The sequence below is a fragment of the Desulfovibrio sp. X2 genome (genome assembly GCF_000422205.1).
In the GTDB taxonomy this organism is placed as follows: domain Bacteria; phylum Desulfobacterota; class Desulfovibrionia; order Desulfovibrionales; family Desulfovibrionaceae; genus Alkalidesulfovibrio.
In genome coordinates this window covers 81,321-103,965 of sequence record NZ_ATHV01000001.1, presented here as the reverse complement: position 1 = coordinate 103,965, position 22,645 = coordinate 81,321, and the positions used below count along the sequence as shown (strand labels likewise).

Annotated in this window: 19 protein-coding genes; 17 read left to right on the top strand and 2 right to left on the bottom strand. The window is 68.8% G+C overall.

The features are described 5' to 3' along the window. Window positions 1-166: 166 nt before the first annotated feature. The 4 genes from DSX2_RS00440 to DSX2_RS00425 all read left to right on the top strand — a co-directional run bounded on the left by DSX2_RS00440 (window position 167) and on the right by DSX2_RS00425 (window position 3,363). Window positions 167-568, top strand: coding sequence for a cytochrome c3 family protein (locus DSX2_RS00440; RefSeq protein ID WP_020879044.1), 402 nt, complete (start codon window positions 167-169; stop codon window positions 566-568). Window positions 569-646: 78 nt separating this feature from the next. Further along, entirely contained in the window at window positions 647-2,095 is a 1,449-nt protein-coding gene (locus DSX2_RS00435) for a hypothetical protein (RefSeq protein ID WP_020879043.1), read from the top strand. 301 nt (window positions 2,096-2,396) lie between these two features. Continuing rightward, the gene (locus tag DSX2_RS00430; protein ID WP_020879042.1) at window positions 2,397-2,606 is read left to right on the top strand and encodes a hypothetical protein; all 210 of its coding nucleotides are present in this window, start codon (window positions 2,397-2,399) and stop codon (window positions 2,604-2,606) included. 4 nt (window positions 2,607-2,610) lie between these two features. Further along, a complete protein-coding gene (locus DSX2_RS00425) occupies window positions 2,611-3,363 on the top strand; it encodes a ubiquinone/menaquinone biosynthesis methyltransferase (RefSeq protein WP_020879041.1) in 753 nt (250 codons plus the stop codon). Window positions 3,364-3,387: 24 nt separating this feature from the next. Here the strand turns inward: DSX2_RS00425 and DSX2_RS00420 are convergent, their stop codons facing one another. Next, window positions 3,388-3,585: a DUF2065 domain-containing protein gene (locus tag DSX2_RS00420; RefSeq protein ID WP_020879040.1), complete on the bottom strand. Its 198-nt coding sequence runs from the start codon at window positions 3,583-3,585 to the stop codon at window positions 3,388-3,390. A gap of 79 nt (window positions 3,586-3,664) precedes the next feature. On the opposite strand from DSX2_RS00420, the gene DSX2_RS00415 reads away from it, so the two are divergent. From DSX2_RS00415 to DSX2_RS00365, 11 genes are all read left to right on the top strand, one after another. Beyond that, the gene (locus tag DSX2_RS00415; protein ID WP_020879039.1) at window positions 3,665-4,981 is read left to right on the top strand and encodes a nucleotide sugar dehydrogenase; all 1,317 of its coding nucleotides are present in this window, start codon (window positions 3,665-3,667) and stop codon (window positions 4,979-4,981) included. A gap of 22 nt (window positions 4,982-5,003) precedes the next feature. Beyond that, window positions 5,004-5,717 (top strand): futalosine hydrolase, encoded by a 714-nt coding sequence (gene mqnB / locus DSX2_RS00410; protein ID WP_020879038.1) that lies wholly within the window; start codon window positions 5,004-5,006, stop codon window positions 5,715-5,717. Window positions 5,718-5,802: 85 nt separating this feature from the next. Then, on the top strand, window positions 5,803-6,771 hold the full coding sequence (locus DSX2_RS00405; RefSeq protein WP_020879037.1) for a polyprenyl synthetase family protein: 969 nt from the start codon (window positions 5,803-5,805) through the stop codon (window positions 6,769-6,771). 56 nt (window positions 6,772-6,827) lie between these two features. Then, a complete protein-coding gene (locus DSX2_RS00400; protein ID WP_020879036.1) occupies window positions 6,828-9,302 on the top strand; it encodes an HDOD domain-containing protein in 2,475 nt (824 codons plus the stop codon). Window positions 9,303-9,459: 157 nt separating this feature from the next. Next, complete coding sequence (locus DSX2_RS00395) at window positions 9,460-12,438, top strand: AIR synthase-related protein (protein ID WP_020879035.1); 2,979 nt, start codon at window positions 9,460-9,462, stop codon at window positions 12,436-12,438. A gap of 198 nt (window positions 12,439-12,636) precedes the next feature. After that, entirely contained in the window at window positions 12,637-13,209 is a 573-nt protein-coding gene (locus DSX2_RS00390; RefSeq protein WP_020879034.1) for a cytochrome c family protein, read from the top strand. Window positions 13,210-13,223: 14 nt separating this feature from the next. Next, window positions 13,224-15,224 carry a methyl-accepting chemotaxis protein gene (locus tag DSX2_RS00385; RefSeq protein WP_020879033.1) on the top strand — a complete coding sequence of 667 codons (2,001 nt, stop codon included), beginning with the start codon at window positions 13,224-13,226 and terminating at the stop codon, window positions 15,222-15,224. A gap of 25 nt (window positions 15,225-15,249) precedes the next feature. Beyond that, complete coding sequence (locus DSX2_RS00380) at window positions 15,250-15,615, top strand: PilZ domain-containing protein (protein WP_020879032.1); 366 nt, start codon at window positions 15,250-15,252, stop codon at window positions 15,613-15,615. Between the two features lie 231 nt (window positions 15,616-15,846). Then, entirely contained in the window at window positions 15,847-16,230 is a 384-nt protein-coding gene (locus tag DSX2_RS00375) for a desulfoferrodoxin (protein WP_020879031.1), read from the top strand. A gap of 27 nt (window positions 16,231-16,257) precedes the next feature. Continuing rightward, window positions 16,258-16,416 carry a rubredoxin gene (rd, locus tag DSX2_RS00370; RefSeq protein ID WP_020879030.1) on the top strand — a complete coding sequence of 53 codons (159 nt, stop codon included), beginning with the start codon at window positions 16,258-16,260 and terminating at the stop codon, window positions 16,414-16,416. 183 nt (window positions 16,417-16,599) lie between these two features. Beyond that, window positions 16,600-17,823 (top strand): FprA family A-type flavoprotein, encoded by a 1,224-nt coding sequence (locus tag DSX2_RS00365; protein ID WP_020879029.1) that lies wholly within the window; start codon window positions 16,600-16,602, stop codon window positions 17,821-17,823. An 87-nt stretch (window positions 17,824-17,910) separates the two neighbouring features. Here DSX2_RS00365 and DSX2_RS18480 read toward each other — a convergent pair whose 3' ends face one another. Continuing rightward, the gene (locus tag DSX2_RS18480; protein ID WP_020879028.1) at window positions 17,911-19,857 is read right to left on the bottom strand and encodes a cytochrome c peroxidase; all 1,947 of its coding nucleotides are present in this window, start codon (window positions 19,855-19,857) and stop codon (window positions 17,911-17,913) included. A gap of 338 nt (window positions 19,858-20,195) precedes the next feature. Between DSX2_RS18480 and DSX2_RS00355 the strand changes: the two genes are divergently transcribed. Both DSX2_RS00355 and cydB read left to right on the top strand, forming a co-directional pair. Then, a complete protein-coding gene (locus tag DSX2_RS00355; protein WP_020879027.1) occupies window positions 20,196-21,512 on the top strand; it encodes a cytochrome ubiquinol oxidase subunit I in 1,317 nt (438 codons plus the stop codon). 15 nt (window positions 21,513-21,527) lie between these two features. Next, window positions 21,528-22,553, top strand: coding sequence for a cytochrome d ubiquinol oxidase subunit II (gene cydB / locus DSX2_RS00350; RefSeq protein WP_020879026.1), 1,026 nt, complete (start codon window positions 21,528-21,530; stop codon window positions 22,551-22,553). The last annotated feature ends 92 nt before the right edge of the window (window positions 22,554-22,645 follow it).

Here is a 22,645-nt window from a genome sequence, read left to right as displayed (position 1 = left end):
GCCCGGGGCTGGGCCGGCACAGGCACCCGACCCGGACTTCCACTCTCGCTTCAGAATGGGTGAAGGGCCGCAAAGCCCCGTCCTTGACGGGTTCTAGGCCTTGCACTAACGTGTGGCATGTGAATTGTGGAACGTTCAGCATGGTTATGGAAGGAGGTTTCAAGGCATGAGGAAACACATCATTGTCGGCCTGGCCGTGGCGGCCCTGCTGGCTTTGGCGCTGCCGTCCATGGCGGCCCCCAAGGCTCCGGCTGACGAACTGGTCGCGCCCCCCGCGGGTGCCACCCTGACCCAGGGTCAGGTCATGTTCTCGCACAAGACGGGACATGCGTCCTACGACTGCAAGACCTGCCACCACACCTGGGACGGCAAGGGCGAGCCCACCAAGTGCTCCAGCGCCGGCTGCCACACGGACATGAAGTCCAAGAAGGGCGGCGGCTCGTTCTACGCGGCGTTCCACGCCCCGCAGAGCAAGAATTCCTGCCTGGGCTGCCACAGGGAAGCCAAGAAGGCCGGCAAGGCCAAGGCCCCCACGTCCTGCACCCAGTGCCATCCGAAGAAGTCCTAGAGCGCTTCGGCACTCCAGAGGGGGCTGCCGCACGGCGGCCCCCTTTTTTTCCTCACGCCGTCGCGCCTGGAGGAGATAATGCCCAAATCGTCCACTGACCTCTCCTCAGACGACATCATCGAGCTCACCGACCTCATCGAGCCCGGCGACCTGCCCGCGGACTCCGGCAACTCGGCCGACGCCGACCTCGACGACCTCCTCGGCGGAGGCGGCAGCGACGACGTCTCGCTCGACGATCTGCTCGACTCGCCCAGCGCGGGCAGCGACCTCCCCGGCCTCGACGACCTGGACATCCCGGCGAGCGGAGGCGAAGGCAAGAACGCCGCGGGAGAGGGCATCGACGTGGAGGGACTGGACGACCTTTTGGCGGACATGGACGGCGGCTCGTCCAAGGCCCCGGCCGAGGACGACCTCGAGGCCATGCTCGGCGCGCCCTCCGCGGGAGGCGGCGGCGACGACCTGGACGACCTGCTGGCGGGCCTGGACGACGAGGCGGCGCCCGCTGCCCCGGCCAAGCCCAAGGCTCCCTCGTCGCAGGACGACATCGACGATCTCCTGGCGAGCCTTGACGACGGCGCGCCCGACGAGGCGGCAAAGGCCCCCGGCGGCGCGGACGACGGCCTGGACGACCTGCTGGCCGGACTCGACGAGCCTGCCGCCGAAGAGGCGCCCGCGGCCGCGGACCTTTCCGCGGACATTCCCGACATTTCCCCTGAGCCCGAGGCCGAGGAGGCCGTCGCGGCCGAACCCGCGATGCCGCCCGAGATGCCCGAGGAGGCGCCCGCCGCCTCGGCGGCCGCTCCGATGAACGCGCCTGTCGGCGACGACGAGATCGAGGCACTTCTCGCGGCGCAGAAGGCCGGACAGGACGAGGCCCTGGTCGCGGCGGGCGGCGAGCCTGCCGAGGAGCCCGACTTCGCGGCGGACATCGACGCCCTGCTCGAGGCCGAGGAGGCGTCCTCCGCGGAACCGGCCCTCGCCGCCGCGGACGAGGCCCTTCCGGAGAGCGATTCCGACGTCCGGGAGCTGGACGCCCTGCTGAGCGACCTCGACGCCGACGCGCCCGAGGTTTCCGAAGAGCTGCCCGCCGATCTGACGACGGTCATGGCCGAGGCCGGAGAGGAAGAGGGCCTGCTTGAGGCCGAAGGCGACCTCGCAGGCGAGTTCGACGTGGCCCCGGGCCAGGACGTCATGGCAGGCGAGGACCAGGCGGCGACGGCCACGGCCATGGCGGGCGCGGCCTTCGGCGGCACGGCCGCCGAAGCGGCGGCCGGACAGGACGCCCCCCTCGCCGCGGCCCTGGACGAACGCCTCGGCACCCTGGAAAGCAACCTCGAGGCCCATCTCGAGGACGCGCTGCAGCGCATCCTCGACGCCAAGCTGGACGACTTCGCGGCCGCGCTCAAGGCAAGCATCAAGGCCGAGATCATGCAGGACATCGAGCGGGCCATCCCGGCCGCGGCCGCGCGCATCATCCGCGAGGAGATCGCCGCCCTGGCCGAGGCCCTGGACGAGGACGAGGAATAGACGGGGACAGGAAGATCCCTCGGCCCCGTCTACGGGCTCTCCACCGATACGCCCTTTCGAGCGGCCGCTTGCGCGGCCGCTTTTTTTTCGGCGTCCGGCAGTCAGACATGTGGCCCGGACGCCGCACGCCCGGGCGGGCCCGGCAGCCCGGCTCGACTTCGCCCCGTGGCCGTGCTACGAGGCGCGAAGCAAAAAAAGCGGGGGTGGCTGATGAGGTTTCTCCCGCTTTACCCGCCCCGCGCCCTGTCCGACGGTCGGTCAGGCCATTTCCCCAGGGCGGGTTTTTCGTTCGGGAGGCTTCATGGACAAGGAACGCCAGCTCGCCCTGCAGGTGGCCAAGGAAATAGTGGTCAAGTTCATCGAGGTGCAGCGCATCTCTCCGGCGAACTTCACCGACCACTTCGCGCCCATCTACCGTGAGGTCCTGCGCACGCTGACCGCCTCCGCGCCCATCGGCTCCCTCGGGTCGGTCGCGGACGAGGCGGACGACGCGGACGGAAAGGACGCCTAGCCCCGTGGCCGAGGACCGCACGAGCCCGCGCGAGGCGGGCGAGGCCGACCACGGACGCCGCGTCGCCTCCATGTTCGGGCGCATCGCCCGCTGGTACGACTTCCTGAACCATTCCCTGTCGCTCGGCCAGGACGTGATCTGGCGCCGCCGCCTGGTGCGGCGCCTGCGCCTGCCCGAGAACGGCATGCTCCTGGATCTGGCCTGCGGGACCATGGACGTGACGCTCGAGGCCCTGCGCCAGTATCCGGGCGCGCGCGTGGCCGCGCTCGACTTCTCCGGCCCCATGCTGGCGCGCGGCCGCGACAAGGCCGCCGCCGCGGGCAAGGCCGCCGTGGTCGTGCCCGCCCTGGCGGACGGCCGCTGCCTGCCCCTGCCCGACGCCTCGGTGGACGCCGCCTCCATCGCCTTCGGCATCCGCAACATCCTGCCCCGCGAGCAGGCCTTTTGCGAGATCTTCCGCGTGCTCAGGCCCGGCGGCAGGCTCTGCGTGCTCGAGTTCGGCACCGGCAAGGCGCGCATCTGGAAGGGCGTCTACAACCTCTATCTCGACCGGCTCCTGCCCATGGCGGGCCGCCTGGTCTCGGGCGACGCGCAGGCCTACCGCTACCTGGCCGACACCATCCGCGCCTTCCCGAGCGCGCGCGAGCTGGCTGCGGAGATGACGGCCTCGGGCTTTTCCGAGGTCTTCTGGCAGCCCTTCCTCTCGGGCATCGTCTATGTGCACGTGGCGCGCAAGGCGCCGGAGGCGGCGGGCTAGAGCGGCACGGGGCCGGACGGGTCCTCAGCTCCGGACGAGATAGATCAGCAGCAGGCCGCCGAGCATGGCCGTCATGCCCAGCATGCGCAGCATCATGGGCGGCCGTGTCGCGAGCTGCAACAGGACGCGCGGCATCTTTTCGGCCCACAGGAAATACGGCAACCCCTCGAAAACGAAGGCCAGTCCCAGGGCCGTGAGCACGAGCTTCCAGTCGATCTGCATCTCTGCCGTTTACCTGCGCCGCCATCCCCTGTAAAGGAAACGCAGGAATCTCATTACTCCCCGAGGAGAAGACGACACGATGGTCACCTTTGACGATCTGAAATCCCGCCGCACCCCCCTGGCAGTCGTGGGCCTGGGGTATGTCGGCCTGCCGTTGGCAGTGGCCCTTTCCCGCCATTTCGAGGTCATCGGATTCGACATTTCCGAGGCCCGGGTGGCCGAACTCAAAGCCGGCGGGGACCGCACGCGCGAGGTCGCGCCCGAGGCCCTGGCCAAGGCGAACGTGGAGTACACGAGCGACGTCGCGCAGCTCAGGCGCGCGGGCGTGGTCATAGTGGCCGTGCCCACCCCCATCGACGGGCACAGGAGCCCGGACCTGACGCCCGTGTGCGGCGCCTCGGTCACCGTGGGCAAGAACCTCGCGCCCGGCGCCATCGTCTGCTACGAATCCACGGTCTACCCCGGCCTGACCGAGGAGGTCTGCGTGCCGCTCCTCGAGCAGCACTCCGGGCTCGCCTGCGGCAAGGACTTCTTCATCGGCTACTCGCCCGAGCGCATCAACCCCGGCGACAAGGTCCACACGCTCGAGACCATCGTCAAGGTCGTGGCCGGGCAGACCCCCGAGGTGCGCGAGCTCCTGGCCCGCGTCTACGGCTCCGTGGTCAAGGCGGGCATCCACCTGGCCTCGAACATCAAGGTGGCCGAGGCGGCCAAGGTCATCGAGAACACGCAGCGCGACCTGAACATCGCGCTGATGAACGAGCTCTCACTCATCTTCCAGCGCCTGGGCATCGACACCCTGGAGGTGCTGGAGGCCGCGGGCACCAAGTGGAACTTCCTGCGTTTCTCGCCCGGCCTCGTGGGCGGCCACTGCATCGGCGTGGACCCCTACTACCTGACCTTCAAGGCCGAGGAGATCGGCTACCACCCCCAGGTCATCCTGGCGGGCAGGCGCATCAACGATTCCATGGGCAAGCACGTGGCCGAGACCTGCGTGAAGATGCTCATCAAGAACGACTGCTGCCAGATCGCCAAGGCGCGCATCGGCGTCCTCGGCCTGACCTTCAAGGAGAACGTCCCGGACCTGCGCAACACCCGGGTCACGGACATCATCGCCGAGCTGCACGAGTACTGCCCCAACGTCCTGGTGCACGACCCGCACGCCGACCCGGCCGAGGCCATGCACGAATACGGCCTCAGCCTCGCGCCGCTCGAGGAGATGCACGACCTCTCCGCGATCATCGTGGCCGTGGGACACGCCGAATACCGCTCCCTGTCCCTCGAGGCCCTGCGCGCCATGTTCGCGCCGGGCGCCGTGCCCCTGATCCTGGACGTCAAGGGCATGCTCGACCGCACGGCCCTCTCGGCCCAGGGCTTCGCCTACTGGCGGCTCTAGGCCGAGGAGAGGTCCCCGCACCGTGAGCCTGCTCGTCGCCTGCGCCACGCGCAAGGAGCTGGCCGCCGCCCTGGCGTATGCCGCGCCGCCGCCCCTGCCCGAGCAGGGGCGGCCGACGCGGGCCAGGATATTCGACCGCGACTGCCTGCTCCTCGTCACCGGCGTCGGTCCCCTGGCCGCGGCCGTGCACATCGCCCGGGCGCTCGGCGGCCGCGCGCACGCGGACGACGCGCCGACGGGCGTGCTCTGTCTGGGCGTGGCCGGGGCCTACGATCCCTCCTCCCTGCCGATCAAAAGCCTCGCGGCCGTGTCCGAGGCCCGCTTCGCGGATTTCGGGCTGGCCACGGAGACCGGTATCGACCCGCGCGGCATCGGCTTCTCGCAGGGAAGCCTCGACGGCCGAGCGGTCTACGACAGCCTGCCCCTCGATCCGGTCGGCGCGGCGCGGGCCATGGATCTTCGCCTCGATCCCTCCTGGCCCCGCCTGCCCTGCCTCACGGTGTGCGCGGCCAGCGGCACGCCGGGCACGGCCGCCGCGAGAGCGCACCTTTGCTGCGCCATGGAGGACATGGAGGGGTTCGCCGCCGCCTACGCGGCCGCCGCGGCCTCGCTTCCCTGTCTCGGCCTTCGCGCCGTCTCCAACCGCGTGGGCGCCCGCCCGCCCGAGGGCTGGGACCTCGACGGGGCGCTCGCCGCCCTGGGCGAGGCCTTCGCCGCGCTCATGGCCCGGCCGTGAGGGGGTTTTGCCCTCCGGCGCGGCGCGGCCCGGCCGCACTTAGGGCTTGCCCGACCCCAGCCTCTCGGCTAGGATGCCGCGCGACATGAGTCCTCACGCCGAGCGTCTGGCCCGCGAACTGACGGCCATCGAAACCTTCCTGCGCGACGAGACCGAGCGTCTGCCCGCGCTGGTCCGTCCCGTTGCCGCGCACGTCCTGGCAGCGGGCGGCAAGCGCTTCCGTCCCATGCTCACCGTGCTCTTCGCCCGCCTCCTGGGGCTCGAGGGCGACGGCGTCTACCCGCTGGCCGCCTCGCTCGAGTTGCTGCACTCCGCCACGCTGCTGCACGACGACATCCTGGACGGCGCGCGCCTGCGCCGCGGCAAGACCGCGGCCCACCTCGAATTTTCCCGCTCCGAGGCCATCCTCGCGGGCGACGCCCTGCTGGCCCTGGCCAACCGCCTGGTGGCCGACTACGAGGTCCCCCGCCTCGTCTCCGTGCTCTCCGAGGCCGTGCTGCGCACGGCGGTGGGCGAGATCGCGGAGATCGCGGCCAGCCGCGAGCTCGAGCTCTCCGAGGAGGGCTACCTCGAGATCATCACCGGCAAGACCGCCTACCTCATCCAGGCCGCGACCAGCGTGGGCGCCATCGCGGCGGGCGCCCCGAAGGACGCCGTGGAGCGTGCCGAGAGCTTCGGACTGAACATGGGCATCGCGTTCCAGCTCGTGGACGACGCCCTGGACTACACCTCCTTGCCCGAGGTCAGCGGCAAGCCCGCGGGCTCGGACCTACGCGAGGGCAAGCTGACCCTGCCCCTGCTCTTCTTCCTCTCCTCGCTGCCTCCCGCCGAGCGCGCCGGGCTGCTCGGCCGCATCAAGGACAAGAGCCTTGCCGAGGCGGACGTCGAGGAGATCGTCGGACGCATCCGCGCGGAGGGCCACGCCGCCGCCACGCGCGAACGTGCCGCAGCCTACGTGGCCGACGCCGCCGAAGCCCTCTCCGGGCTGCCGGGCGGCTGGGCCGCGGACGTGCTGTCCGATTCCCTGCAGTACGTCCTGGCGCGGCAGAAATAGCCCGCACGCGTCCGTCCCCCTTTCGGGCGGCAGCGCGGCGGGAACCGAACGGACGCATGAGCGAGATCGTCGCCAGCCTGACCGAGTGCCTGAAGGCCACATTCCCGCCGGTCACCCCCCTGCTCATCCGCGAGGTGGTCAAGGAGGAGCCCGACTTCGAGTCCATCGCCAGGATCATCGGCATGGACCCGGCGCTCACGGCCATGGTCCTGACCCTGGTCAACGCCCCCTACTACGGCTTCTCCCAGAAGTGCACCGACCTGCAGCGCGCCGCCGTGGTGCTCGGCACGCACGAGATCCTGAAGCTCGCCCTGGCCGTCTCCTTCCACAAGGCCCTGGCCCCCTCGGGCAAGAACAGGCGGGGCGCCGCCGCGGACAGCTTCGCGGGCTGGCGGATGATCGTCTGGACGGCCATCGCCGCCGAGCTGATCGCCGAACGGCTGGCGCCCGACAAGATCTCCCTGGCCTACCTCTGCGCCCTGCTGAAGGACCTCTCGCTCCTGCTCATGCGCTGCATCCTGCCCGAGGCCCTGCCCGGGGGCGGGGACATGACCCAGGGCGGAGGCCAGGCCGCGGCCGAGGAGAAGGCCTTCGGCATGCAGCACGGCGCCTTGACGCAGCTTCTGCTGGCGCAGTGGGAGATCCCCGCGGACCTGTGCGAGGGCATCCGCCACCACCACGACATGCAGGGCCTCGCCGAGCACCAGCCCCACTGCCGGGCCATCATCCTGGCCACGCGCTGGTCCGAGCTCGAGCACGGCCCGGGCCGCGACCCTCTGGCCCTCATCCGCTTCGAGCTCCTTCTGCGCGCCCAGCTCGGCATCGACGAGGCCGGGCTCGAGGAGCTGCGCCGCCGCTGCGTGGACCGCTTCCGCTCCATGCTCCAGACGCTCGGCATCGCCGAGGAGGAGCCGGACGAGCGCCTCTACCGCCACAGCCTGCAGGAGATGCAGCGGGCCTATTTCCTGAGCATGGAGGTGCAGGAGACGCAGGGCGGCATCGCCTCGCTGGCCGCCACGGTCTTCCGCCAGCTCAGGCTGAACTTCGGCCGGACCGAGGCCGAGCTGTGCGTCTACGCCCCGGAGGGCACGAGCTGCACCCTCTACGCCATGCGCGAGGGCCGGGTGCTTCCGGAATCCACCGTGCTGCCGGTGCAGGACAAGGTGCCCTGGAACCTTTCCGGAACGACCTTCCGCCTGGCCGCGGACGGCCGCGAGGTCGGCGCGGTGCGCCTTGCACCCGGGGAGCGCGGGGAGGCCGACGAGGCGAGCCTCGGGCTCTATTTCCGCTTCCTCTCCTCGGCCCTCGCCCGCTACCTGGGCAGCCGCGCCCTGCTCGAGCGCAAGGCCCTGCTCCTGGACCAGCTTCCCATGGCCGTGGCCCGCACGGACCGGGCAGGCCGCCTGCTGGACGGCAACGCGCCCCTGCGCGCCCTGCTCGGCCTGTCCAGCCTTCCCACGGGCACCGCGCTCCTCGACCTCCTGGCCGAGCGGCTGCGCATCGGCCGCGAGCAGGTCTGGCGCGACTTCCCGTCGAGCCCGCGGCGCACGATCTCGAACATCTACTGCGACGAGTCGGCCGAGGACGGGTCGCGCTACCGCTGCCTGTACCTGTGCGCCCACAAGGTGGCCGCGGCCGAGGGAGAGGAGATCGTCTTCCTGGTCGAGGACGTGACCGAGATCGGCGACCTCGAGGCCCAGGCCCTGCGCGAACGCGACTTCATGGCCGCCCTGCTGGCCTCCATGCGCGACCTCGTGCTCACCGTGGACGCCGCGGGGACCATCACCTACTGCTCGCCGCGCTGCGAAGCGGCCCTGTCCGGCCACAACCTCTTCGCCATCTCCAAGCCCACGGGCGCCTACACGGGCAAGTGGGACGCCTCGGTGCTCGCCGAGCATCCGGCACCGATCGAGGTCCAGCTGACCACCGGCAGGGAGGGGATGCTGACGCTCGAGCTCATCATCTCCCGCCTGGGCGGCGACGGGCAGCGCGCCTTCCTCATCGTGGCCCGCGACACCGGCGCGGTGCGCCGCCTCGAGGAGAAGCTGAAGATCCAGGCCATGTACGACGGCCTGACCGGGCTCCTGAACCACTCGCAGTTCCAGGGCGTGCTCGAGCGCGAGACGCAGCGCTCACGGCGCACCGGCCGCAGCCTGGGCCTCGTGTTCATGGACCTGGACGGCTTCAAGCGCATCAACGACCACAAGGGGCACCAGGAGGGCGACGCCATCCTGCGCGGCCTGGGCCGCATCCTGCGCCAGCACACGCGCCGGGGCATGGATTTCCCCTGCCGCTACGGCGGGGACGAGTTCGCCGTCATCTTCACCGAGATCACGCCCAGGCAGTTCGCGGGTCTGGCCGCGCGCCTGGAGAAGATGGTGGCCGAGGCCTTCGGCGGCGAGGTCGGCGTCTCCATGGGCCTGGCCATGCTGAAGCCCGACGAGCAGGCCGAGGACATCCTGCGCCGCGCCGACCGCGCCGCATACGCGGCCAAGGCCCGGGGCGGCCACCGGATCGTCCTGGCGGAGTAGCCGGCCGCGGCCTGCCGGCCGGGCTTGCCGAGGACCGCCGAAAAGGGGCCCCGCCCGGCGCGGCCGAAATCCGGCGCGCGGCCGGACACGGCACTTTATTCCCGGGGCCGCATCTGCTATCCCCTGCCCCATCGACGCCGCATCCAAGGAGACCGTCATGCTGTTTCGCGTCCACGTGGCTCTGAAGCCCACCGTCATCGACACCCCCGGCCGCAAGGCGGCCGCGGCCGTGAAAAACGCCCTGGGCCTGGACGTGCGCTCGGCGCGCATCGTCAAGGTCTTCACCGTGGAGGGCCTCACGGCCGAGCAGGTGGAGACGGCGGTCGCGCGCGGCGCGCTGCACGACCCGGTGCTGCACGAGGCCTCGCTCTCCCCCCTGGCCTCGGGCTACGACTGGCTGATCGAGGTCGGCTTCCGCCCCGGCGTGACGGACAACGAGGGACGCACGGCGCGCGAAACCCTGGCCGTGGTCCTCGGCCTCCCGCCCGAGGCCGCGCGCGGCCTCTCCGTGTACACCTCGACGCAGTATCTCTTCTCGGGCGACCTTTCGCGCGAGCAGGCCGGGCACATCGCCACGGACCTTTTGGCCAACGAGCTCATCCAGCGCTACGAGCTGCGCGCGGCGAGCGAGGGCGCGGACATCGAGCCCAAGGCGGCCGAGGTCACGGCCCAGGGCGTGAGCGAGGTTGCGACCATCGATATTTTCGCCATGAGCGACGCCGAGCTCATGGACTTCTCCCGGGCCAACACCCTGGCCCTCAGCCTTTCCGAGCTGCACGCCATCCGCGACCACTTCGCCTCGGACGAGGTCGTCCGGGCGCGCGCGAAGCTCGGCATGCCGAAGCTCCCCACTGACGCCGAGATCGAGATCCTGGCCCAGACCTGGTCCGAGCACTGCAAGCACAAGATCTTCAACGCCCGCATCACCTACCGCGACGAGGAGAGCGGCGGCGAGGAGGTCGTGGACAGCCTGTTCAAGACCTGCATCGCGGCCTCCACGCGCGACGTGCGCGCGGCCAAGGGCGAGGACGACCTCTGCCTCTCGGTCTTCAAGGACAACGCCGGCGTCTTCCGCTTCACGGACGAGGTCGCGGCCTGCGTGAAGATGGAGACGCACAACTCGCCCTCGGCCCTGGACCCTTACGGCGGAGCGCTCACCGGCATCGTGGGCGTGAACCGCGACCCAATGGGCACGGGGATGGGCGCCGAGCTCATCTGCAACACGGACGTCTTCTGCTTCGCCTCGCCCTTCCACGAGGCCGAGCTGCCCCCCCGCCTGCTGCACCCCCGCCGGGTGCTCGAGGGCGTGCGCGAGGGCGTGGAGCACGGCGGCAACAAGTCCGGCATCCCCACGGTCAACGGCTCCATCGTCTTCGACGAGCGCTACCTCGGAAAGCCCCTGGTCTATTGCGGCACCCTTGGCCTCATGCCCATGGAGCTCCAGGGCCGTCCGGCCTACGAGAAGTACCACCAGGCCGGGGACGCCGTGGTCATGGTCGGCGGCCGCATCGGCAAGGACGGCATCCACGGCGCGACCTTCTCCTCGGAGGAGCTGCACGAGGGATCGCCCGCCACGGCCGTGCAGATCGGCGACCCCATCACCCAGCGCAAGATGTACGACTTCCTCATGCGCGCCCGCGACATGGGGCTCTACAGCGCCATCACGGACAACGGCGCGGGCGGCCTCTCCTCGAGCATCGGCGAGATGGCCGAGGCCACGGGCGGCGCGCGCATCGACCTCGAAAAGGCCCCGCTCAAGTACCCTGGTCTGCGCCCCTGGGAGGTGCTCCTCTCCGAGGCCCAGGAGCGCATGAGCCTGGCCGTGCCCCCAAAAAGCCTGCCCGAGTTCCTGAAGCTCGCGGGCGAGATGGACGTGGAGGCCACGGTGCTCGGCGAGTTCACGGACTCGGGCTATTTCCACGCCACCTGGGGCGAGACCCCGGTGGCCTGCCTGGACATGGAGTTCCTGCACGAGGGCGTGCCCCAGATGGAGCTTTGCGCCGTGTGGAAGGCCCCCCGCGTCGAGGCCTCCCCCCTGCCCGAGGTCGCGGACCAGGGGGGGCTCCTGCGCCGCATGCTCGGCCGCCTGAACATCTGCTCCAAGGAGTACGTGGTCCGGCAGTACGACCACGAGGTCCAGGGTGGCAGCGCGGTGAAGCCCTTCGTGGGCCTGTGCCTGGACGGCCCGGCCGACGCGGGCGTCATCCGTCCGGTACTGGAGAGCGAGCAGGGCCTGGCCGTGTCGCACGGCATCTGCCCCAAGTTCTCCGACTTCGACACCTACTGGATGATGGCCGGCGCCCTGGACGAGGCCGTGCGCAACGCCGTGGCCGTGGGCGCGGACCCCGACCGCATGATCGGCGTGGACAACTTCTGCTGGTGCGACCCGGTGCAGTCCGAGAAGACCCCGGACGGCGAGTACAAGCTGGCCCAGCTGGTGCGCGCCAACCGCGCCCTGGCCCACTTCTGCCGCTCCTACGGCGTGCCCTGCATCTCGGGCAAGGACTCCATGAAGAACGACTACACGGGCGGCGGGGCCAAGATCTCCATCCCGCCCACGGTCCTCTTCTCCGTGGTCGGCATCGTGCCGGACGTCTCGAAATGCCTGACCTCCGACTTCAAGCGGGCCGGTGAGCGCATCTACCTGCTCGGCGCCACCGCCGCGGAACTCGCGGGCACCGAGCTCGCCCAGGAGCTGGGCCTTGCGGGCGGCGCCGTGCCCCAGGTGGACGCCCTGGCCGCCCAGGCCCGCTACCGCGCCCTGTTCACGGCCGCGGGCAGGGGGCTCGTCAGCGCCTGCCACGACTGCTCCGACGGCGGCCTTGGCGTGGCCCTGGCCGAGATGGCCATCGGCGGCCGCATGGGCGCCGCCGTCGACCTCGACGCCGTGCCCGCGCCGGGCGAGCCGCTCTCCGACCTGGCCCTGCTCTACGCCGAATCGCACAGCCGCCTGCTGGTCACCGTGCCCGAGGACAAGGCCGCGGACTTCGAGGCCCTGTTCGCCGGGCAGGCCGCGGGACTCCTCGGCCGCACCACGGACGACGCCGCGGTGCGTGTGGCGCGCGGCGGCCGGGAGCTCTTCGCCGAGCCCGTGGACGGGCTGGCCCGGGCCTTCAAGGCCACGCTCGACTGGTAGACAGGACGGGGCCGGCCCGGCCGGCCCCGTTCCGCCCCGGAGTCCGTCCCGACTCCACCGAAATCCCCCCGAAATCCCCTCCGGAGAGGCGAAAATCCCGCCGATGCTTTGACCTTTCTCCGGAAAGGTTATAACTTTTTTCAACCATTTTTTCCGGCGCGTATCGCTGCAACCGATCAGCGAGGAGGGGGGTCTTCCGTGAGCTGTCGCCATCTCACCCTGGTCCTTGGGCTGGCCGTCTTGGGACTTTTCGTCCCGAACGGACGTCTTGGAGCGCAAACCGCAGAACCGGTCCCTCAGCCCGCCATGGAGTCCCCGGCGGCGGTCGCGGCGCAGACGCCGTCCGCAACTTCCGCCCCGCAGCTCTCCAAGGCGCAGCAGTCCGCCTCCTACGTCGGCTCGGAGGCGTGCAAGGACTGCCACCAAAAGGAATACGAGAACTATTCCAGGTACGCCAAGAAGGCCAAATCCTGGAAGAGCGTGCAGATCATGGCCTCGGACCTGGCCCCGGGCGAGGTCAAGGAGTGCTACGGCTGCCACACCACGGGCTACGGCAGGCCGGGCGGCTTCGTGAGCATCGAGAAGACGCCGGGGCTGGCCAACGCCGGGTGCGAGGTCTGCCACGGCCCGGGCAGCGCCCACGTCGATTCGGGCGGCGATCCCTCGCTCATCAGGCGCAACCTGACGCTCAAGGACTGCGAGACGTGCCACAACAGTGACCGGGTGGCCTCCTTCAACTTCAAGCCGCTCCTCTTCGGCGGCGCGCACTGATGGGGGGAGGGAGCATGCAGTTCATCCGTCGGTCCCTCGGCGCGAAAGTCCTGTTCCTCACCTCCGGCCTGACCATCCTTGCCTTCCTCGGCCTCTTCCTGGCCAACTCCTACTGGCAGCGCAAGGGCATCCTGCACGAGATCGAGACCGGCGCCGAGCGCACCTCGCGTCTCGTGCAGATGGCCATCGAGGAGCCCATGCGCCAGGGCAACAACGAGGAGACCATCCACCAGTTCGAGAAGATCGGCAAGGAATACGGCAAGTTCACCATCTCCATCACCAACCATTCGGGCAACGTGACCTACGCCACCAAGCCCGAGCTGCTGCGCAAGGACCTCGGCCAGGTCATGGACGGCCAGGTGGCCGAGCTGCTCGGCCAGAGCCTCGCGAGCGAGACCAAGCGCGGCGAGCTCATCAGGATGGCGGGCACGCCCTATTTCCTCGAGGTCGCGACCATCCCCAACGAGCCGCGCTGCTACCACTGCCACGGCAAGAGCAGGCCCGTGCTCGGCTCCCTGGTCATGCTCCAGGACCTCTCGCAGGAGATGGGGGGGCTTCGCTCCATCCAGATCAAGGGCGCCGTCATCTCCGTGACCGGCCTCGTGCTCCTTTTGGCCACGCTCGTGCTCTTCATGCGCAAGGCCGTCATCAGCCGCATCCGCTTCATCTCCGCCTATTCCGAGCGCGTGAGCCAGGGCGACCTGAACGTCTGCTTCGACGTGGGCGGGCAGGACGAGCTCTCGAGCCTGTGCGAGTACCTGACGACCATGATCCTGCGCATCAAGGACCAGCTCGAGTACAACCGGGGCATCCTCGACGGCATCATCATCCCCCTCTTCGTGACCGACGGGGAGGACCGCCTCGAGGTCGCCAACGTGCCCCTGCGCAACATCCTCGGCAAGCGCGAGGACGAGGTCATGGGCAGGACCGTGGCCGAGGTCTTCGGCAAGGACGCCAACCTGACCGGCGCGGTCCTCGGGCAGGGGCGCTCGGTGAGCGGCAACTTCCGCCACCTGCGCCGCGACGGCGTGGAGTTCCCCCTGCACTACGAGGTCTCGCCGCTGCGCGACTCCTCGGGCAGCGTGGTGGGCGCCATCGGCGTGCTCATCGACCTGACCCAGGAGGAGCAGGACAAGCGCCGCATCGAGGCGCACAGGAAGAACCTCCTCGAGGTCGCGGGGCAGGTCACCACCGTGGCCCACGACCTCGCTTCCGCGGCCATGGAGCTCTCCTCGCGCATGGAGGACCTGACCTCCGGCGTGGACAACACCGCAGACCGCACCTCCCAGGTGGCCGCGGCCATGGAGGAGATGAACGCCACGGTGCTCGAGGTGGCGCGCAACGCCGGGCAGACGGCCGAGGCGGCGGACAAGGCGGGCAGCGTGGCCCAGCAGGGCGGCAGCCGCGTGCAGGAGACCGTGATGACCACGCGCGAGGTGGCCAAGACCACCAACGAGCTGGCCGGGACCCTGAACAGCCTGGCGGGCAAGGCCGAGGCCATCGGCCGCGTGCTCTCCGTGATCTCGGACATCGCGGACCAGACCAACCTGCTGGCACTGAACGCGGCCATCGAGGCCGCGCGGGCGGGCGACGCGGGCCGCGGCTTCGCCGTGGTCGCGGACGAGGTCAGGAAGCTCGCCGAGAAGACCATGAACGCCACCCGCGAGGTGGGACAGGCCATCGCCGAGATCCAGGACGTGTCCGCGGCTGCGGTCAGCGAGATGGGCTCCACGCGCCAGCGCGTGGAGCGGGCCACGGGCATGGTCGAGGACGCGGGCTCCGTGCTCTCGGAGATCATCGCCCAGTCCGTGTCCATCGCGGACATGGTGCGCAACATCGCCACGGCCTCGGAGCAGCAGTCCTCCACGAGCGAGGAGATCAACACCAACGTGACCAAGATCAACAACACGTCCCAGGACATCTCGATCCGCATCCAGGAGGCCAACGGCCGCATCCAGGACGTGGCCAGGATGGCCGAGGACCTGTCCGGACTGGTGGAGCGCTTCAAGAGCTGAGCCGCTCCCGGATGAAGGAGGCGCCATGACGTGTCCGTCCGAATCCCGTTTCGACGGCGGGGAGCGCCGCGCACACCCGCGGCTCTTCCTCAAGGCCTACGGCTTCGAGCACTTCTGCGTCCTGCGCCTCGAGCCCGAGGGCGAGCGGCACAAGGCGCGGCTCGTGGACATAAGCCGCGGCGGCGCGCGCTGCCGCATGGTCGAGCACGCGAAGCAGCGCATCGTCCCGCCACGGCGGGTGCTCTTCGAGTCCGACATGGTCTGCGACAACGTCCCCCTGACCGGGATTTCGTGCGACGTGCGCTGGACAAGGGACGGCGAGATCGGCATCGAGTTCCACGAGCCGCTGTCCGTGGGCATCGCCGAGCTGCAGCGCATGCTTTCCGCCTGAGACGGGGAGTGCGGACGAAGGTTCTGCCGAGGCGCCTGCCGGATATCCGGCCGGAGGTGGCGTTTTTTTGTTCTCCCGGCGTTGAAATAATTTTCGAGAGGCGTATAAACGGAAAATGCCTCTCCGCTTCGCCGCCGAGGGGCTACATCGCCGGACGCCCCGTGCGGGGGACGATCCGGCCGACCGCCACGGTGCGGCCCAACGCGCCGGAATCCTAAGGAGGACAATGATATGGCAGCCGAACGTTACGAAGTCTACAAGTGTGAAGCCTGCGGCAACATCGTCACCGTCATGCACGGCGGGGCGGGCGAACTCGTCTGCTGCGGCGAGCCCATGAAGTACATGAAGGAAGGCATGGTCGACGCGGCCAAGGAAAAGCACGTGCCGGTCATCGAGAAGACCGCGAACGGCTACAAGGTCAAGGTGGGCGCGGTCCCCCATCCGATGGAGGAGAAGCACTACATCGAGTGGATCGAGCTCATGGCCGACGGCCGCAGCTACTACAAGTACCTGAAGCCCGGCGACGCCCCGGAGGCCGAGTTCTGCATCCAGGCCACCCAGGTCGCCGCGCGCGAGTACTGCAACCTCCACGGCCACTGGAAGGCCCAGGGCTAAACCGAAATCCCGCGAGGGGAGGAACACATGAAATACGTCTGCAACATCTGCGGCTACGTCTACGATCCCGCCAACGGCGACCCCGACAACAACGTCGCCGCGGGCACCAAGTTCGAGGATCTGCCCGAGGACTGGGTCTGCCCGGTCTGCGGCGCGGGCAAGGACGAGTTCTCGCCGGAAGGCTGATCCGCAGAATGAACGGCGGCCGGGTCACCGGCCGCCGTTCCTCCTTTCCGGCCTCCCTCCGCCTTTCGCCCCTTTCGGCCAAAATGCCACATCCCCCGACCTTTCCTTGATTGAACAATTCCGGTAAAAACGAAAAGTCGTTTTTCGGAACATATTACCTATTCCCGCACAGTGAGGATACTCATGAGACCATACGCCATTACCGACGAGATATTCTGGGTGGGCGTGGTGGCCTGGGCTACGCGCAACTTCCACGGGTACTCCCGTTCGCCGCTCGGAACCACGTACAACGCCTTTCTGGTCAAGGACGAGAAGGTCACCCTCTTCGACACCGTCGAGGCGGAGCACAAGGACGAGTTCTTCTGCAACGTGACCAGCACGCTGGGCAGCCTCGACAAGGTCGACTACATCGTGGTCAACCACCTCGAGCCGGACCACGGCGGCTGCCTCATCGAGGCCGTGGAGCGCATGAAGCCCGAGAAGATCTTCTGCTCCCCCATGGGCGAGCGGAACATCAAGTCGCTCTACCACCACTCCTCGGCCGACTGGCCCATCGAGGTCTGCCCCTCGGGCCACAGCGTCTCCATCGGCAAGCGCACCCTCAAGTTCCTCGAGACGCGCATGCTGCACTGGCCGGACAACATGGTCACCTACATCCCCGAGGAGAAGATGCTCATCTCCTCCGACGCCTTCGGCCAGAACATCTCCTCCTCCGAGCGCTTCGCCGACGAGATCGACCGCGGCCTGGTGCTGCACGCCCTCAAGGAATACTTCGCCAACATCGTGCAGCCCTACTCCCCGGTGACGCTGAAGACCCTGGACAAGATCGAGGAGCTTGCGCTCGACATCCAGACCCTGATGCCGGACCACGGCCTCATCTGGCGCGGCGAGGACTGCAAGTGGGTGCTCGACCGCTACCGCGAGTTCGCCACGGCCAAGCCGAAGAACCGCGCCCTGATCCTCTACGACACGATGTGGCACTCCACCGAGATGATGGCCGAGGCCGTGGCCGGCGGGCTGCAGAGCGAAGGCGTGTCCGTGAAGATCATGAACGCCAAGAAGGACCACCACTCCACGATCGTGACCGAGCTCTTCGACTGCGGCGCCCTGGTCCTCGGCTCGCCCACGCACAACAACGGCATCCTGCCGAACATCGCGGGCACGCTGCAGTACATCAAGGGGCTGCGCCCCCTGAACAAGGTCGGCGGCTGCTTCGGCTCCTACGGCTGGAGCGGCGAGTCCGTGAAGATCCTGGCCGAGTGGCTGGACAAGATCGGCATCGAGAAGGTCGCCGGAGACGCGGTCAAGGTGCAGAACGCCCCGACCCACGAGACCTTCGAGGCCTGCTACGCCTACGGCAAGGAGATCGCCAAGGCGCTCAAGGCCAAGATCGCCTCCTTCGCCTGAGAACGGGCGATTCCCCGAAAGCCCACGCGAAAGGCGGGCAGGAGATGACCTCCTGCCCGCCTTTTTTTGCGCGGCGCGGCGGTTTCGCTACTGCTTGCGATGCGCCGCCTGCCATGCCTTGAGCGGTCCGAAGGGGCCCAGGCGGTGCTGCGCGGGCGGAAAGCCGTCCGCATAGGGGCCGTAGGGCGAGTCCACGGGCTTGGTCACCTTGTCCGGCCAGTCGCTCTCGAGTCCGGCCATCTGCGGCCTGGCCTGGGAGTTCACGTAGGCGGCCACGTCGTAGGCCTCCTCGACGGACAGCGCCGGGGCGCCGCTTTGCGCGCCGAGCGGCATGTTGGCCTGGATGAAGGCCGTGGCCGTGAGCAGGCGGGCCATGCCCGCGCCGATGTTGTAGGCCCCGGCGCCCCACAGGGGCGGCACGGAGTAGGACCCCCTGCCCTCGGCGGCCATGGGCTGGTAGCCCTGTCCGTGCGCGCCGTGGCAGTTCTGGCAGAAGACCGCGTAGTGCTCCTTGCCCTTGGCCGGATCGGCGGCGCGCGCGGGCAGGTCGAAGCGCACGGCGAGCAGCCCGGCGTTCTCCTTCGGCGTGTGGCCGGAGAGCCAGCCCATGTAGGCGATCATGGCCTTCATCTCCAGGCTGTCCGCGGGCAGCGGCCGCCCGGCGAGGCTTCGCTGCATGCACCCGTTGATGCGCTCCGCCAGGGTGCTCTCCCTGCCCTCGCGGGCCCGAAAGCGCGGATATCGCCCGGTGACGCCCATCCAGCTGAGCCCGTAGGCCTTGGTGCCGGTCTCCTGGTGGCAGCTGCGGCAGGCCAGGACGTTGCCGGAATATCCGAGCCCCGGCTTGCCGAGGTACTGGTAGGTGTCGGTGAGCAGCAGGTAGCCGTAGCGGACGAGCTCCGCATCGGGGCCGGGGCCGAGGTCGGCCAGGGCGGGCGGCGTCCACGGCTTCGCGGGAGGGGCCGAGTCGGCGGGCGGGGCCGAGGCGCGCCGCTCGTCCGCCAGCGCGGTCATGAAGCGCAGCATGGAGTCCAGCCTGGCGTTGTCGAGGCGCACGCCGAGCTGCAGCCAGGCCATCCTGTCCACGGCCTCGGCCAGGGTCGCCACGCGGCCGTCGTGGTAGTAGGGGCCGGTCATGGTGATGTTGCGCAGCATGGGGACCTTGAAGACGAAGCGGTCCTCGGTGCGCTTGGTGACCGTGAAGCGTCCCTCGTCCTTGGAGTCGTAGGGGTGGACCACGCCGATCTTCTCGAACAGCAGGCCGCCCATGGTCGGGCCGTTGTGGCAGCGCACGCACCCGGTCTGCATGAACTCCGAGAGTCCCCGCTTCTCCAGGGAGGTGAGCGCCCCGAGGTCGCCCTTCAGGTAGGCGTCGAAGCGGTCGTGGGTCACGAGGGTGCGCTCGTAGGCCGCGATGGCCAGGCCGAGGTTGTCGTAGGTCAGTGGCTCGGCCGCGCCTGGGAAGGCCTTGGCGAAGAGCGGCCCGTAGCCCGCGGCCTCGAGGCGCCCCATGACCTCCTCGGCCTTGGGCATGCCCATCTCCACGGGGTTCAGGATGGGCCCCTTGGCCTGGTCCGCGAGGTCGGGCGAGCGGCCGTCCCAGAACTGGGCGATCTCGAAACCCGCGTTGAGCACGGTCGGCGCGTTGCGGTCGCCGAGCTTCTTCATGGCCCCGGGCGAGGTGGGCAGGTTGTCCACCCCGGCATGGCTTCCGTCCACGCGGTGGCAGCTGTTGCACGACTGCGTCCTGTTCGTGGACAGGGCCGTCTCGAAGAAGAGCTTTTCCCCGAGCGCGACGAGCTCTGGCGAATCCTTCTCCGCCCCGGGCATCGCCTCCGGCAGGGGGCTCAGGATCATCGCGGCCTGGCGGTGCAGGAGCTCCTCGTCCCGGGGGGCGAGCACTGCGTCCGCGCTGCGCATGGGCTGGCCCGCGGCCGACAGGGAGTCCGCGACGGCCGGGGGCCCCTTCCAGGCGGCCAGGAAAAGCGACAGGACCGATGCGGCGAACACGACGACGGTTGCGGAGTAATGCATGGCTGACCTCCAAATGGGTGCATAAATGGGTTCCATCATATCCCAGGAGGAGAACCGGTCAAGCAGATCGCCCGATCTGTGCTGGTCGCGAGCGCCCTGTGCCGGAGGCCGCGAGGAGAGAAAAAAGAATATTTCGTTCCCGTGGGGGGTGCATCGTTCACGATCGTGGCGGGAATTGGTCAAAAAAAATACTATGTTGAGTCAGACATAGATTCACGCCCGGCTTGGTTAAGCGTTCAAAGAAGCAAAGAAATTTACAGCACGTATTGCCATTTTTACTCCTGGGGGGTAGATTCCGACTAGCCTTGAATCCTGTTCACCAACCAACGAGGACTGCCATGGATGCATTGTTCTTATCGCGGCTGCAGTTCGCCGCGGCCACCATGTTCCACTTCCTTTTCGTGCCGCTGACGCTCGGGCTGAGCTTGCTCATAGCGATTTTCGAGACGCGGTATGTGCGGACAGGGGACGAGGCCTGGCTGCGGGCGACCAAGTTCTGGGGGAAACTCTTCCTGATCAACTTCGTCATCGGCGTGGTCACCGGCATCACGCTCGAGTTCCAGTTCGGCACGAACTGGTCGCGCTATTCCACCTACGTCGGCGACATCTTCGGCTCGCTCCTGGCCATCGAGGCCACGGCCGCCTTCTTCCTGGAGTCCACCTTCATCGGCGTGTGGGTCTTCGGCTGGAAGAAGCTCTCGCCCAAGGCCCACGCCGTGGTCGCCTGGCTGGTCTTCTTCGGCTCCAACCTCTCCGCGGTCTGGATCCTCATCGCCAACGGCTTCATGCAGAACCCGCTCGGCTACGTGCTGCGCAACGGCCGCGCCGAGCTTTCCGACTTCGCGGCGGTGGTCTTCAACCCCTTCGCCTGGCAGGAGTTCCTGCACACGGTCTCCGGCTCCTATCTCCTGGCCTGCATGTTCGTGCTCGGCATCTCGTCCTGGCACCTGCTGCGCAAGAGCAACACGGCGATATTCAAGAAGTGCGTCGCCGTGGCCGCTCCGCTCGGCCTGGCCATGGCCCTGGTCGTCGCCGTGCAGGGCCACTTCCACGGCAACGAGGTCGCCAGGACCCAGCCCACGAAGCTCGCGGCCATGGAGTCCCACTGGCACACCGAGCAGGGCGCGCCCATGTACCTCATCCAGTACCCGGACGAGGCCAACGAGACCAACGTGATCCAGGCCCTGAAGATCCCGGACCTGCTCTCCATCCTGGCCTACAACGATCCCAACGCCACGGTGAAGGGGCTGCTCGACTTCCCCAAGGAAGACCGGCCGCCCGTGCTGATCACCTTCCTGAGCTTCCGCATCATGGTCGGGCTCGGCACGCTCTTCATCCTGCTCATGGGCGCCGCCTTCCTCTGGCGCAAGGACATCGAGAACAGGCCCTGGCTGCTGAAGGCCCTGCTGCTCTCCATCCCGCTGCCCTTCGTGGCGCTCGAGGCGGGCTGGGTCCTGGCCGAGGTCGGCCGCCAGCCCTGGATCGTCTACGGGCTCATGCGCACCTCGGACGCCTTCTCGCCGGTGGTCGCCCCGGGCCAGATCTGGTTCAGCCTGATCGCCATGTGCGTGCTGTACACGGTGCTCGGCCTGGCCGGATACTTCCTGATGTTCAAATACGCGGCCAAGGGTCCTGAAGCCCCCACGCACGCCTAAGCGAGGAGAGACACCATGCTTGCAGATATCTGGTTCTTCCTGTGGGGCCTCCTGTGGGCCGTGTACTTCATGCTCGACGGCTTCGATCTCGGCGCGGGCACGCTGATGCCCTTCATCGCCAAGACCGAGGACGACAAGCGCAGCGTCCTGAACGCCGCGGGTCCCTTCTGGGACGGCAACGAGGTCTGGCTCATCTCCGCGGGCGGCGTGACCTTCGCGGCCTTCCCGCAGGTCTACGCGGCCATGTTCTCCGGGCTCTACACCGCGCTCATGCTCCTGCTCTTCGCGCTGATCATCCGCGCGGTCAGCTTCGAGTTCCGCAGCAAGATCGAGGGCCCGGGCTGGCGCAAGCTCTGGGACACCTGCCAGTTCCTGGGCAGCGCCCTGCCCGCCATCCTGCTCGGCGTGGCCTTCGCCAACATCTTCGGCGGCCTGCCCGTGGGCCCGGACGGTTTCATCCGCGCCGGTCTCCTGGACCTGCTGAACCCTTACGGCCTCATGGGCGGCGTGCTCTTCCTGATGCTCTTCCTGGTGCACGGGGCCCTGTGGCTGTGCATCCGCACGGGCGGCGAGCTGCACGCGCGCGCGGCCAGGGCGGCCACGACCCTGTGGCCGGTGCTGGCCTTCGCCATCGTGGGCTTCCTGGTCCTCACGGCCGTGTCCAGCAAGCTCTTCGTCAACTACCTGAACAACCCCATCCTCTTCCTCGAGCTGCTCCTGCCCGTGGCCGGACTCGTGGCCACGCGCATCTGGATCGGCGCGCGCAAGTGGTGGCTGGCCTGGGCCGCCTCCGCGGCGACCATCGTGGGCTGCACCTTCTTCGGGGTCATCGGCCTCTTCCCGGCGCTCATCCCGTCCACCATCTCGCCGGAGTTCAGCCTGACCACGGCCAACGCCTCCTCGAGCCCGCTGACGCTGCAGATCATGCTCGTGGTGGCTTGCATCTTCGTGCCCATCGTGCTCATCTACCAGATCTGGACCTACAAGACCTTCGCCCACCGCATGGACGAAAGCGACCTGAGCTACGACGAGGCCTACTAGGCCGCGCCCGGACGCTTCACCCGAACGCCACACGCAGGGCGGGCGCACGTAAGTGCGCCCGCCTTTTTCGTGCCCGGCGACGCCCCTGCGCG